Below are 13,437 nucleotides of genomic sequence, written 5' to 3'. Positions count from 1 at the left end.
CATGCCGTTCAAGTTCGCCAAGAACGCGGCAATCGCCCAGGACACCTGCACCGTCGAGGATGCCTTGCCGCTGCTGGAATTCCTGCAAGCCCATCGCGGCGCGCGGATCGACCTCGCCGCCTGCACGCATCTGCATACCGCCGTACTGCAAGTGCTGCTGGCAGTGCGGCCGACGCTCTCGGCCCTGCCGCGAGAGGCATTCCTCGCCCGCTGGCTGCCGCAGGCGTTGGGACCGGTGGAGCGAAAGGCGGCGAAATGACGCGCCCATTCGTCGTCGCGGTCTCCAATCGCAAGGGAGGCAGCGGCAAGACCACCACCGCCGTCAATCTGGCCGCCGAATGGGCGGCTCGGGGCCGGCAGGTGCTGGTGGTCGATCTCGATACCCAGGGCCATGCCGGGTTCGGACTGGGAATCGACCCGAAGCCGGGATGTACCTGCCACGAGGTCTTTCGCGATCCCCACTTCGACCTCGGGACGGCGGTGATGGCGACGGCGTGGCCCAACCTGTGGTGCGCCCCCGCCGATGCCCTCTACGACGGGTCCGGAACGCTCGGCGATCCCTTGCTGCTGGCCGGCCATCTCCGCCACCCCGGGATGGGGCGCTATGACATCGTCGTGCTCGATACGCCGCCATCGCTCGACCTGGTGCTGACCTGCGCCATGGCCGCCGCCGATGGCCTGCTCATTCCGCTTCTGGCCCATGCGCTGTCGGTCGAGGGGGTGAAGCAATTGTCGCGGCTGTTCTACAAGGCGGTCACCACCACCAATCCGGAACTGAAGCTGGTGGGATTGCTGCCGATCATGGCCTGCGAGCGCATCGGTCACCATCGGGCGGTCTTGGCCGACATCGCCCGCCAGTTCGGCGCCGAGCGGATGCTGCGCCCCATCCGCAGCGATATCCGATTGGCCGCCGCCTTCTCAGAGCGCCAGCCGATCCGCCAGTTCGCCCCGCGCACCCGCGGTGCCCTGGACTATTACCTGCTCGCCGACGAATTGGCGATGTCCTGGCCGCGATTGTCCCCCGAACTCCAGAACAAGGTCTCGTGATGCCTTCCACCATCCTCATCGTCGACGATTCGGCGACCATCCTGATGAGTATGGAGGCCATCCTGCACAAGGCTGGCTTCACTGTCGCCAAGGCGGCCAGCGGCGAGGACGCGGCCACCCAGCTCACTGGCGGTCTCAAGCCCCAGCTGATCATTACCGACATCCACATGCCGGGGATGAGCGGCATCGACCTGATCCGCAAGGTCCGCACCATGTCGGGCCTCCAATTCCTGCCGATTCTGGTGGTGACCACCGAATCGCAGCAGGCCAAGCGCGACGAAGCCCGCGCCGCCAAGGCGACGGGATGGCTGGTCAAGCCCGTTCAGCCCGACGACCTTCTCAAGGTGGTCAAACAGATACTGCCCAACGGATGACCACCCCATCCGCCTCCGCCGCCGGCACCTTGCACGGCACGACCGAACGGGTCGCGCTGTTGCGGATCGCCGTGGCCGCCTCCGTCTTCGCAGGAAGCGGCGCCGCGGCAACCATGGCGGTCGGTGGTGAGTTGGCGACGGTGTTGATGGTGTCCGGGCTGTCGGCGGCCGGTGTGGCCATCGGCTATCTGTTGGGGCGCCGCGATGGCCTCACGCCGCGGGCTGTTCGCCTGTTGCTGTTTCGGGTCTCCGACGAGTTGGCCCAGTACCGTGCCTTCACCCGCCTGCTGCGCGATCAGGGCGAACGCATCACCGCCAGCACCAGCGCCGCCGCCATCGGCATCGTCAACGGGCTGACGGAAATGGATTCCGACCTGGCGCGCCTGCGCACGGCGATCGACCGCGCCGCCCCCGGGAACGCCACGGAATTGAAGGCGCTGGCCGATGCGGTCGGGTCACCGATCGTCTCCTTGTTGGGCCAGCTCCAGTTCCAGGACCTCACCCAGCAGCAGATCGACTTTCTCGCGCGGCTGTCGCTGATCGTCGATCAGCACATGATCGATCTCGCCCAGCGCCTCGGCGACCGGCGGTCCATGGATCGCACCGAGAATTTCAAGGAAATGTTCAACAAGGCTCTCGACGATTGCGTGATGACCAGCCAACGCGACGACCACCATGCCGCCGCCGGGCTCGACGTTCACGAGACCAGCGGGCCGAAGGTCGAGCTGTTTTAACCCGCCGATGATTAGCGCGGATGACATGACTGGGTGATCGCCATGAACAATAGAATTCTGCAGAGGGCGGCTCCTAGGGCCTCCTTGCCGTGGCCCCGGCCGGCGGCGGCGCTTCTGCTGGCCATAGTCCTCGGCGAGGCCGCCGTGGCCCTCCTGCCCGCCATGGCGGCTCCGCTGGCCATCGCCGTGCGAGTGCTGATGGCAGGCGTGGCGCTGGCTTTGGCCCTGGCGTGGGGTGGTCGGCCAGAGCTGCCGGCTCCCGACAGCGAGTCGCTCGCTCCCACGGCCGCCGCCAGGAACACGCCACCGCCGGCTGCTGCGGTCTTTGATTCCTTCCAGTGCGAAAAATGCATTTCGGAGAAATTCTCCTACTTCCGTCTGTTCGCCGATGCCATGAAGGGCGAGACCAGCAGCGTCATCTTCGAGTCCGAGAGGAATGCCGCCGATCTGATGAGCGACCTCAAGGTGGTCGAAGGCAGTCTGGAAGGTCTGCTCGCCTTCATCAGCGATGCCAATGCCAACGACCGTGTCATCCAGCTCATCGAGCAACTGCATCGCAGCCAGTCCCTGGTCGATCAGCTTGCCGCCGATCGGCTCCGCGATGCCGAAGTCGTGCGAAAGGCGATGGAAAACATCAGCGACGTGGTCGCCAATCTGGGGCAGATGGTTCAGACCGTCCGCGGCATCGCCGGATCGACCCGGATGCTGGCGCTGAATGCCACCATCGAGGCGGCTCGTGCCGGCGAACAGGGCAAGGGATTCGCCATCGTCGCCGCCGAGGTCAAGGCCCTGTCCCTGCAATCGGACCATGCGGCGGTGGAGATTGGCGCCGGCATCGCCAATCTCGAAAAAACGGTCGAAGCCAGCCTGAGTACCGTTGTCGGCGAGCGCAACCGCAAGGAGGAAAGCAGTCTGGCGGTGATTTCCGAGGCCGTCGGCGAGTTGACCGAAAGCTTGCAGGCCCTCATCGCCCAACAGCACGACACCATGGCCAGGGTCCAGCAAGAGAACGAACGGCTGGGCGAGCCGATCATGGAGATGATCGGCTCCATCCAGTTCCAGGACGTCGTCAAGCAGCGGCTGGAGGCGCTCAACCGCTGTTCCGATCGCATTTCCGACGCTATCATGGCCACCGACGCCGCGATGACCGGTGCCGCCATGGCATCGTGGCCCGAGCTGGACGCGTTGGTGAATTCGCATCTGGAGCAAGCGGTCGCGGCGGCGATTGCCGAGCTTAAAGCCAATCGCCAAGCGGCCACGGCTCAGGGCGCCCGGGCACAGGACAGGGGGGCGGCCATTGAATTGTTCTGATCGGGCTGAAGCCGGTGCAACTGGAGTGGAAATTTCATGACGGAGCGCAAGCCCACGGGCATACGCGGTCTCGACGCAATTCTCGGTGGCGGCGTTCCGGCCGACCGGGCGACCCTGATTCTGGGAGGTCCCGGAGCGGGCAAGACGGTGCTTGCCATGCAGATGCTGGCCAACGCCGCCGCGGCCCTTGACGAACGCAGCCTGTTCGTCAGCTTCGAGGAAAGCCCCGAGGATCTGATCGGCCACCTGAAGGATTTCGGCTGGGGCCTGCCCCGGCTGGTGGCCGATGGGCTGATCCACATCGTCGATGCCCGCCTCGGCGCCGAGGCTGAGATGACCGGCAGCATCGAGCTTGATGGCTTCCTCGGCATGATGGCGGCACAGGCCCAGGCCATGGGTGCCACCCGGCTGGTCCTCGACGGCATCGACCTGCTGCTGGCCATGCAGCCCGACCGCGGGCGCCTGCTGCAGCAGATGTTTCAGCTGGCGCGAACCCTGCGCGAATTGAAGCTGACCACCATCATGACCATCAAGATGGACGGATTTGGCGGCAGCCTGCCGGTGGATGCGGCACAGTACATCGTCGATTGCGTGCTGGCGCTGGAGCGCCGGCTCGAGGGCGACGTCTCGGTGGCGACGCTGCGGGTGGCCAAGGCGCGCGGCACACCGGTGACCACCAACCGCTTTCCCCTGGCGATCACCGAGGCGGGGCTCGAACTGCTCTATCAGGACGTCAACAGCCGCCATCAGGTCTTCTCCGACCGAATCTCGTCGGGGGTCGAGCGCCTCGACACCATGATGGGCGGCGGGATGTACCGTGGCTCGACGGCGCTGATTTCCGGCGCCCCCGGCACTGCCAAGACCACCTTGGCTGGTGCAATGGTGAATGCCGTCTGCTGCCGCGGCGAGCGGGCATTGTTCGTGAGCTTCGACGAGGCGGAGGATCAGATCGTGCGTAATCTGGCCTCCGTATCGCTCGACCTCGGGCGGCATCGCGAAGCCGGCCTGCTGCGGATGGTCAGCATGCGCTCGGCCTCGGCCTCGGCGCAGCAGCATGTCCACCGCCTGCGCAAGGTGTGCGAGGACTTCCAGCCGGCGATGCTGGTGATCGACCCGGTCTCTGCCCTGGTCAAGGGCGGCGGCAAGGTGATTGCCGACTCGCTGATCGAAATGCTGGTCGATTTCGTCAAGTCTCAGGGCATCACCGCCATCTTCACCGCCCTGATCGAGGGCTCCGATCCCGAGCGCGAGATCACCCAGACCCACGTTTCGACCATGGCCGACACCTGGCTGCATGTGACCTTCGTCGCCCATGGCGGTGAACGCAATCGCGCCCTGTCGGTGGTGAAGTCCCGGGGCTCGGCGCATTCCTCGCAGGTTCGCGAGCTGATCCTCACCGATCGTGGGCCGACGCTGGCCGATGTCTATTCCTCCGGAGGCCAGGTGCTGATGGGGACCGCCCGCCTGGAACGCGAAAACGAGGACATGGCGGAACGCCAGCGCGTCCGCTTTCGCCGCCGGCACGAGCGCATCCGCGCTCAGGCCCAGTTGGACGAACTGAAGACGCGAGTCGCCCTGCTGGCAGCCGAACTGGCGGCCAAGCAGGCGGAGATACAAGGCATGGACGAATTCGATGCGGAGATGCAGGAACGGGAGACCGCTGATTTCAGCTCGGTCCTCGCCTCACGCTCCGCCGACCGGAGGTGACGGCGGCATGACGGGGAAGGTCGAGCTATACATCGCAGGACGAGCCGCCAATTCGCAGATCGCCCGCCGCAACCTCGAGGCAGCGGCAGCGCGGGTGGAGGGCGGCGTCGAGGTTGAAATCGTCGATGTCCTGGCCGATCCCACAAGGGCCATGTCCGCCGGGATTCTCGTCACCCCGACCTTGGTGCGCCGCCAACCTCCACCCGTCGGCATGCTGCTGGGCACCCTGGTCGATGCCGAGGGTCTGCTGGCCTTTCTCGGTCAGGGGCAGAACGAATGAGCCCCGGCAGCCACGGCGCCGGCGGCGCCCCATCTGATGTGCTGTTCGCAGTATGGAGGATGCTGCTCGACGCCCTTCCGGCCGCGGTCGCCCTGCTCGATGGCGGCGGCTGCCCGGTGCTCACCAATGCCGAATGGAAGCGGATGGTGGTTCGCGGCCACCAGGGGACATTGACCGGGTGTTACCCCTCCGTGACCCTGCAAAGCGGATTGTGGGACGCTGCCGTGGCCGCCCGCGTCGGGTCCGGCCTCGCCGACGTACTGGCTGGCCGCACGGATATGTTCGAGGAGGAGGTGGCGGTTGCGGCCGACTCCCTCGGTTGCTGCTGGCAGCGGGTGCAGATTCTGCCGGTGGACCGTGGCTCCTTCGACGGCGCGCTGGTCATGCATATTGACGTCAGCCACCAGCACCGCCTCAGCGAAAGCCTGCTCGAACAGAAGATCAACCTCGAGGACATCAACCGCGAACTTCAGCGCTTCGTCTATGTCGCCTCCCACGACCTGCAGGAGCCGCTGCGGACCGTCGCCAGTTTCGTCCAGTTGCTGGCGCGCCGCTACAGGGGGCGACTCGACGCCGACGCCGACGAAATCATCGATTTTGCGGTGAGCGGCGCCAAGCGGATGTCGGCGCTGATCACGGATCTGCTCAGCTACTCGCGCCTGACCGGCGCCCACCCCCATGTGACCGAGGTCGATCTCGGCGAGGTGGTCCTAGAGGTGCTGAAGGGTCTGGACACCCTGGTGTCCGAGGTGGACTCCGACATCGTCTTGCAGCCGCTGCCGACCGTGCTGGGAGATCCGGTGCGGCTGGCCAGCCTGCTGCAGAATCTGATCGGCAACGCCATCAAGTACCGCCACCCCGACAGACGGGTGCGCGTCGAAATTTCTGCCGTCAGCGACGGCGAGGCATTGACCGTAACAGTAGCTGACAACGGCATCGGCATCGATCCCGCCTACCATGACAAGGTTTTCGAAATGTTCGAACGCCTTTCTCCCCACGACGGCCGTCAGGGAACCGGCATCGGGTTGTCCATCGCCCAGCGCATCGTCGAAAGTTATGGGGGCCGTATCTGGGTGGAGTCGGCAGAGGGACACGGCAGTACCTTCCGCTTCACGCTGCCCGCCGGGATGATGTCGGCGGGGTAACGGGTCCAGCTGGCCAAGCTTCATTCGAAGCCCCGACCGGCGGCAAGGTGGTATGGGCCTCCACCACTGCCGAGGTGCCGCCTGGGCTGGGACCTCGGCTCCCGGCGGCACCTGGGCCGCGGTGGAGCCGGTCCGTTCGGCCGGCAGTTCCGCCATGTGGGGCTGGGTCGAACCGGTGTCGGAGGTCCGGGTGGCCGCCGACGGCCGCACCTGCCGCGACATGCGCCAGGTGGCGGTCCACAAGGCCGGGACCCGGCACGCCGAGATGGTGAGGCACTCGATCCGTTAGAGCCGGATGCACCTGGGCGGCGTTCCGGTGATGGGCTTGCAAGCGGTTGCCCGTATCGTTTCAGCGTGATCGCCGCCGCGCCAATACCTGCTACCCGAGCATCGTCAGCAGGGCCGCGGCGGCGCCGAATATCGCTCCGGTGACGGCAACGGCGACCAGCAGCCAGGTGGAGCAGGTGCGGTGCGGTGTCGCCTCGGGCGCGAACACCGGCGGCGGCAGGGCCGGACCCAGCGACGGTATGTTGATGGTCTGGTTCAGCAACCCCATGTCCCGCGCCTTGACGTGCCACGCCGACAGCGCATTCTCTGCGGCCTGCCGGCTCGCCGCCGGCACCGGATCGGGATTGCCGGCCAGGTTGAGCACGGTGCGGTGCAGGCGCGGTTCGCCCAGCAGCACCTGTTCGGCCAGGGAAAGGTATTCCCGCGCGCCGGCACTGGCGGGGGCGAACACACACGCCGGCAGGCCGTGGCCGGCGGCATCGACGAAGACCCGGGGTTCGTGCGAAACGCGCACCGGATAGACCAGGTCGCCCAGCTCGGCCTTCATCACATGCTCCATCGCCCATTCCTGCTGGCTGTCGGCCAGGGTGAGCAGGACGCCGTGAACGAACAGGGCGGGGTTGAGGGTGGAGCGGAACCGCTTGACGATGTGCCAGGTGCGCATCAGCCCGTCATGGGCGAACGGTGTCGGATTGGCCGGCACGATCACCGCATGGGCCGAGATCAGCGCATTGACGGTCATGGCGCCGATGGCTGGCGGACAATCCACCAGAACGATGTCGAGTTCGCCGCCGCCGGCCGCGATCAGATCGCGCAGTCGTCCCTGCTGCAGCGAGGAGACGGCCAGCTCCACATCGACGATGCCGAGGTCGTCGGTGGCTCCCACAAGGGAAACCCCGTCGATGAAGGTCGGGTGCATCACTTCGGCCAAGGTGGCGCGGCCGGTCATCAGGTCGTAGGTACCGCGGCGCGGCAGCTCGGCCTTGGCGAAGCTGGTGGTGGCATTGCCCTGGGCGTCAACGTCGACCACCAGCACCTTGCGCCCGAACGCCGCCAGGCAGACGGCCAGGTTGACCACCGTGGTCGTCTTGCCGACGCCACCCTTGGCATTGAAAACAGCGATGATTGGCGGATTTCCCGACACGGCGCCCTCCTGGTCGCCGCTAGCTAACCCGAAGCGCGCAGCGACTGCAATGCCCTGGCTGTCGCCGCCGCCGCCAACCCCGCCCGGACAAAGGCCAGGGCGCCTTCGGCATGACGCCGCCAGCCGGGATCGTCGGGGAATTCCAGGCTCATCTGCATCCCCTCCACCACCTCGATGAAGCGGTGGATGATCGCCGCCAGCCGGGCGCGGGCCGCTCCGGTGCCCGGCGGCCGTCCATCGGAGGCCGATGCCAGCAGGATCTCGTGCAGGCCGTCGTCATCCGCCGGAAGCCGGGCCAGCACCCCCCCCACCTCCCAGTCGGGATCGCCCATGGCGGCCATCTGCCAGTCGACCAGGACCAGCCCGCCCGGCGACCGGATGATGTTCCCCGGGTTGACGTCGTTGTGGCAGGGACAGGGCGGCGGCAGGGTGGCGGCCAGGGCGGCCCGCAATTCGGCGATCCGGGCCTCGATCGCGGCAAAGTCGGGAACGAAGGGGAATGATTGCCCGGCGATGGCCTGTCGGCGCCCGTCGAGGGTCGCCAGCGGCTCATGCCGCCCGCGCACCGCCGGTCCGGCGTGAACCCGGGCCAGCAAGCGCCCCACCGCCTCCAGCACCGCCGGGTCGGCCAGGTCCGCCGGGTCGAGGTGGCGTCCGGCGAAGGGCGTGACCAGGGTGCCGTCGGCAACGTCCATGTACAAGGCGGGCGGGGCGACACCCCAGGCATGGGCACGGGCCAGGGTGTAGCGTTCGTCGAGATAGGCGGACGGCCGTTGCCTCGGAAAGGCGGGCAGGCGCAGCACGTAGGCGAGATCGTCGAGGTCGATGCGGTAGACCCGGTTGCGGTTGCCGTGGGTGATCGGCGTACAGGCGAGGCGCGACCAGTCGGCCTGCGCGAACATCGGGATGCGGGCCAGCGCGTCGCGCAGTTCGGTATCGTCGGGCATGTCGGCGGGGTAGGGGCGCCGCCGCCCGAGCGCCAGGTCGAGGAGGGGGGCGGCGTCCGCGCCGGCCTCGCCGCATTCGGCCAGACGCCGCAGCCACACCACCGCCTCGGCGGGATGTCCGCAGGCCAGGTGATGATGCGCCAGCCGCCGCAGCAGGTCGGCATTGTCCGGCTGCTCGGCGGCGGCGAAGGCCAGCGGCTCCGAGGCGGAGTGCAGACGCCCGAGGCCGAGCTCCGCTTCCGCCAGTTCGATGGCCAGGCCGGACAGTCCGGGATCGCGTGCCCAGGCGGTGCGCAGATGCTCGGCCGCCTCCGTCAGGCGGTTGAACGCCCCGAGGCAACGGCCGAGTTGCAGGTGCAGGCGCGCATCCATCGGGGCGAGCGACAGACCGGCCCGGACGATCAGCGCCGCCTCCACCGGCCGTCCCAGGGCCAGCGTCACCGCCGCCAGTCCGCGCAGGGCGCCGGCACTGTCCGGCCGCGCAGCCAAGGCTTTGAGGTAGGAATCCTCGGCCTCGCTCCACCGCTCAGCCCGGCGGGCACGGTCGGCCGCCTCCCGCGCGTCGCCGTCGTCCACGTCGGCAGGCAGGTTAAGGCCGCAGGCGGCGGCGAGGGATCTGGCATGATCGGTCATGCCTCGGCGGTACAGGTGGCGGGCGACGGCCGCCGTAGCCGCCGGTTCCTGCGCGCCTTCCAGGGTCTCGGTGCCGGATTCGATGAAGGCCGCTTCCTCGGCGCGGCCGCTGTCGGCAAGGTTTCGGGCCAGGGCATTCCGTGCCGGGATGTCCGAGGGATCGGCCTCGAACGCGCGACGCAGGACCGCCTCCTCCATCACGGCAGATCCGAAATTGCCCAGATGCCGATGGACTTGGTGGTGCCCTTCAGGTCCTCGGACAGAAGGATGCGGGGCTGCGGCAGGTTGAACGGCTCCGCCATCAGGTTCATCGGCTGCCAGCCCCCGATCAGGTTGTCGGGTTTGTTTTCGGTATTGGTGAAGGTGGTTGCGGCCACATACCTGGCGCCGCTCCGCTTGAAATTGTCGAATGCCGCCCGGACCATGCAGGTGGGATAGTGGGTCAGCACGTCCCGGCAGAGAATCACATCGGCGCGCGGCATCACGTCCAGCATGATGTCGAGCTTGGAGAAGAAGCAGTTGTGCCGGCGGGCGTGCTTGGTCCGCAATTCGGTCACCAAGTCGCCCACCAGGTCGAAGCCGAAATAGAAGCGGAACCGGTCGACCACGGTCTTCATCCAGTTCATTTCGCCGCAACCCGCATCGGCGACCGCCTCGGCGCCCAGGAAGGCGAAGGCATCCACCAGCCTGGCCTTGATGATTTCGGTCTGCGCGAGGTTGGCGCCCGAGCCGCTGCGCGACTCGGCGTGGCCCCAGCCGTTCGACCGCCAGATGTTGACGAAGAAGGTATGGGCGATTTCGGAGCGCTCGTCCGGCGCCATGGCCTCGACGCGCTCGATGTCTGACATGCCGTCGATCAGCCGGTTCTTGAAGTCGACTTTCGCCGAGCGCTCGAACTCGGCCAAGCTTCGCACGCTTCCCAAGCCATAGCGGTCCATCTCCCGCAGCACTTCCGGGTCGTCGCTTTCGGCGATGCCGAGCAAATGGCGGATGCGGTTGAACGACAGGGCGTTGAGGTGCGCCCACTCGAAATCGTCCCAGTGGCGCTTGCGTCCCCTTGCATTGGTGTAGTCGTGGAAGGCGATGCAGCGGTTGGGGGTGAAGACGTCGTAGCCATGGGTGAACAGGCGAACGGCGAGCGAAATCTCCTCGCCGTGGAAGTACAGGTAGGGATCGTAAGGGACGTCGGTGTTGATGGAGGACGGCCCGAACAGCAGGCCGGCGGCGATGAAATGGTTGGGCTGCGGCGGTGGCGGCGGCTCCGGCAGAGGCGAGCCGTGGGCGCGGAATTTGAGGATGCCGTTCTTGTCGAACTCGCTGGCGCTGATCGCCGAGACGGTCGGCTCGGAAAGCTGGTCCGGGGGCTCGTAGCTGGGCGGATAGGTGCTGATCACCGGCTTCGGCGAGTCGCACTCGCCGATCATGGTCAGAAGGAGCTCGTCCCAGTGCTCGACGAACCGCATGTGGCTGTCGATCTGCAAGGTGAACTCCTCGCCGCGCCACAGGGACTGGACCTGCGACCGCGCCCAGCACACCCCCTTGCTTTCGTTGGCGTTGACCTCGATGACGCGGACCTGGTCCGGCCGGGTGACGACCTGGAAGCAGTCGTCATCCTCGCCAGGAATGAACTGCCAGCAAATACCCACGAACACGCGGTCGGGGTGCTTCGCCTTGGAGAAAAGGTCACGAACCGTGTGCTGGCATTCGGTATCCCGATAAGACGCGATGTTCACGAAGATCCGCGGACGCTTCGCCATTCCCCGCTCCCGGCAAAAATTCGGCTGCCGCCCCCATGGGGGGCGGCAGCCGTAAGAGTACCCCAAAACCTACCAGCCGATACTGTCGTTCTGGTCGATGTTGTGGTTGTTTTCGCCTTGATCCTGGCCACAGCCGCCCTTGTCGGCGCCGTGATCCTGGATCTCGACGGTCTCGTTGTAATTGCCCCAACCCTCCGCGGCACCTTGGCCAAGGGTGTCGTCCAGCACCAGCTGGGTCCATCCGTCGCCCCCGCCGGAAACGCCATGACCGAAGGTGAACTCGTCCTGGCAGGCGTGCAGCCCCTGGTCGTCGCCCAGGGTCACGCCCAGGTCACGGCCGGCGGGGCTGGCCACGTTGATGTCCAGCATGGCCTTGGCGATGTCGCCGTCGTGATCGCGGATGGTGTACTCGAAGTGCTCCTCGACCGGCGCCGGGACGGTGGTGAAGGTCACTCCCCGGACCAGGAAGTCGGAGCTGTCGGTGGTGATGCCGCCCTGACCGCCCTTGTAGGGCGAGCCTTCCAGGACCAGCTGGTCGAAGTTCTTGTCGAAGTCGACAGACACGACCAGGTCGCCGCTGGCGTCCTTGCCGGAGAAGGTCATCGACCCGACCTCCTGGCCATCCTTGAGCGCGGTGATCTTGCCCACCTCGACCCGGGCATCCACCGACGTGTCGAAGAAGGTGTCCAGTGTCACCTTGGCGGTGGAGACATCCTTGTCGAAGTCGATGATCAGCTGCTCGGACTTGCCGTAGGCGGGGACGTAGCCGGTTTCCTCGTCGACGCCGATCTTGACGCCGCCCTTGTTGCCGTCCACGCCGAAGCCCGTGCCCCAGCCGCCGTCATAGTGGTTGACCTGGCCGTCGACATAGTTCCCCTGGGCGTCCAGGGACTTGGCCGATACCTGGAAGCCATGGTCCGAGGCGCGGTAGTTGCTGTTGTCGATGGTCACGGTTTCCGACTGCCCGGCCTGGGCGTCGGTGACCTTGTAGGTGTAGCTGCCGTTGTCGAAGATCCGGAGTGAGCCGTGCTCGCCCTGGACGTCGACGTAGTGGTTGCCCTTGGCGTCCACATGGACGGCACTGGCGTCGTCGAAGCTGACGACCGTATCGCCGCTGCGCACCGCCGAGACGGCGGCACTGTCGGCGCCGTTTTCGTCGGCCACCAGGTGGGCGCCCGTGCTGGCATCTGCGTCGATGCCGGTGAGGACGTTGCCGGTGGTGGTGGCACCCAGCCGCGACGCGACCGTATCCAGGTCGTTCTCGGCCTCGGGCCGGTCATCGACCACGCCCACGGTGAAGGTCTCGCGGATCACGTCGCCCGTCGAGGTCTTCATCATCAGGCCGACAGGCAGGGTCTCCACCTGCTCTCCCTGGCCGGGATCGTGGTCGATATGGCCCTTCAGCGTGTAGGTGTACGAGGCATTGCCGCCAGATTCGGTGAGCTTGATCGAGAACACCTCCTCGGTGCCCGCCTTGGCCACCAGCGTATTGCCGTTGTTGGTGACCGAGTACTTCAGCTCGACCCCGTCAGAGGTCAGATGCATGGCCTTCAGGTCGGCCGGCACCTCGAGCTTGAAGTCGGCGTACCGCGCCCCGCCGGTGTCGAAGTCGATGGTCTTCGTCACCGAATAGGCATCGCTCTGGTCACTGCCGCCGGCCGTCACGTCGTCCTCGTCCAGGACCGCGTTCTGGGCCTGCATGTTCGGATCATCGTGCTGGGTCGTCGGCATGCACGTCGTCGTCGGAGCCGACGTGGTCGTCGGAGACTGCGTGGTCGTCGGAGCGCACGTCGTCGTCGGAGCGGACGTCGTCGTCGGAGCAGACGTGGTCGTCGGAGCGCACGTCGTCGTCGGAGCGCACGTCGTCGTCGGAGCGGACGTGGTCGTCGGAGCAGACGTGGTCGTCGGAGCGCACGTCGTCGTCGGAGCGGACGTGGTCGTCGGAGCGCACGTCGTCGTCGGAGCAGACGTGGTCGTCGGAGCAGACGTGGTCGTCGGAGCCTGCGTCGTCGTCGGAGCGGACGTGGTCGTCGGAGCCTGCGTCGTCGTCGGAGCGGACGTGGTCGTCGG

14 protein-coding genes are annotated in these 13,437 nt (G+C 66.8%); 9 read left to right on the top strand and 5 right to left on the bottom strand.

The window, feature by feature from the left end:
- Position 1 precedes the first annotated feature (1 nt).
- Genes MTBUT4_RS07425 through MTBUT4_RS07385 form a run of 9 tightly spaced genes read left to right on the top strand, consistent with a single transcriptional unit; the run spans position 2 to position 6,887 of the window.
- On the top strand, positions 2–259 hold the full coding sequence (locus MTBUT4_RS07425) for a hypothetical protein (RefSeq protein ID WP_173979040.1): 258 nt from the start codon (positions 2–4) through the stop codon (positions 257–259).
- Complete coding sequence (locus tag MTBUT4_RS07420; RefSeq protein WP_173979039.1) at positions 256–1,047, top strand: ParA family protein; 792 nt, start codon at positions 256–258, stop codon at positions 1,045–1,047. Before MTBUT4_RS07425 ends, MTBUT4_RS07420 begins: the two co-directional genes overlap by 4 nt.
- On the top strand, positions 1,047–1,421 hold the full coding sequence (locus MTBUT4_RS07415; RefSeq protein WP_173979038.1) for a response regulator: 375 nt from the start codon (positions 1,047–1,049) through the stop codon (positions 1,419–1,421). The genes MTBUT4_RS07420 and MTBUT4_RS07415 overlap by 1 nt, the downstream gene beginning before the upstream one ends.
- Entirely contained in the window at positions 1,418–2,155 is a 738-nt protein-coding gene (locus tag MTBUT4_RS07410; protein WP_173979037.1) for a hypothetical protein, read from the top strand. Before MTBUT4_RS07415 ends, MTBUT4_RS07410 begins: the two co-directional genes overlap by 4 nt.
- Before the next feature lie 42 nt (positions 2,156–2,197).
- Positions 2,198–3,466: a methyl-accepting chemotaxis protein gene (locus tag MTBUT4_RS07405; RefSeq protein ID WP_254434780.1), complete on the top strand. Its 1,269-nt coding sequence runs from the start codon at positions 2,198–2,200 to the stop codon at positions 3,464–3,466.
- Positions 3,467–3,502: 36 nt separating this feature from the next.
- Entirely contained in the window at positions 3,503–5,173 is a 1,671-nt protein-coding gene (gene kaiC / locus MTBUT4_RS07400; RefSeq protein ID WP_173979035.1) for a circadian clock protein KaiC, read from the top strand.
- A gap of 7 nt (positions 5,174–5,180) precedes the next feature.
- The gene (locus MTBUT4_RS07395) at positions 5,181–5,453 is read left to right on the top strand and encodes a circadian clock KaiB family protein (protein ID WP_173979034.1); all 273 of its coding nucleotides are present in this window, start codon (positions 5,181–5,183) and stop codon (positions 5,451–5,453) included.
- A complete protein-coding gene (locus tag MTBUT4_RS07390; RefSeq protein ID WP_173979033.1) occupies positions 5,450–6,598 on the top strand; it encodes an ATP-binding protein in 1,149 nt (382 codons plus the stop codon). The genes MTBUT4_RS07395 and MTBUT4_RS07390 overlap by 4 nt, the downstream gene beginning before the upstream one ends.
- 52 nt (positions 6,599–6,650) lie before the next feature.
- The gene (locus MTBUT4_RS07385; protein ID WP_173979032.1) at positions 6,651–6,887 is read left to right on the top strand and encodes a hypothetical protein; all 237 of its coding nucleotides are present in this window, start codon (positions 6,651–6,653) and stop codon (positions 6,885–6,887) included.
- A gap of 90 nt (positions 6,888–6,977) precedes the next feature.
- Here the strand turns inward: MTBUT4_RS07385 and MTBUT4_RS07380 are convergent, their stop codons facing one another.
- From MTBUT4_RS07380 to MTBUT4_RS19440, 5 genes are all read right to left on the bottom strand, one after another.
- Positions 6,978–8,030, bottom strand: a complete 1,053-nt coding sequence (locus tag MTBUT4_RS07380; RefSeq protein ID WP_173979031.1) for a ParA family protein — start codon at positions 8,028–8,030, stop codon at positions 6,978–6,980.
- 23 nt (positions 8,031–8,053) lie between these two features.
- Positions 8,054–9,808 (bottom strand): choline/ethanolamine kinase family protein, encoded by a 1,755-nt coding sequence (locus MTBUT4_RS07375; RefSeq protein ID WP_173979030.1) that lies wholly within the window; start codon positions 9,806–9,808, stop codon positions 8,054–8,056.
- Positions 9,808–11,367 carry a GlcNAc-transferase family protein gene (locus MTBUT4_RS07370; protein WP_173979029.1) on the bottom strand — a complete coding sequence of 520 codons (1,560 nt, stop codon included), beginning with the start codon at positions 11,365–11,367 and terminating at the stop codon, positions 9,808–9,810. Before MTBUT4_RS07370 ends, MTBUT4_RS07375 begins: the two co-directional genes overlap by 1 nt.
- 69 nt (positions 11,368–11,436) lie before the next feature.
- Positions 11,437–13,098 carry a hypothetical protein gene (locus MTBUT4_RS07365; protein WP_173979028.1) on the bottom strand — a complete coding sequence of 554 codons (1,662 nt, stop codon included), beginning with the start codon at positions 13,096–13,098 and terminating at the stop codon, positions 11,437–11,439.
- On the bottom strand, positions 13,076–13,437 hold a 362-nt coding region (locus MTBUT4_RS19440; RefSeq protein ID WP_254434778.1), incomplete at its 5' end, for a hypothetical protein. The genes MTBUT4_RS19440 and MTBUT4_RS07365, both read right to left, overlap by 23 nt.

The organism is Magnetospirillum sp. UT-4, from assembly GCF_902729435.1.
GTDB lineage: Bacteria > Pseudomonadota > Alphaproteobacteria > Rhodospirillales > Magnetospirillaceae > Magnetospirillum.
The sequence above is the reverse complement of the archived record's forward strand: the minus strand, read 5'-3'. Positions and strand labels throughout refer to the sequence as shown.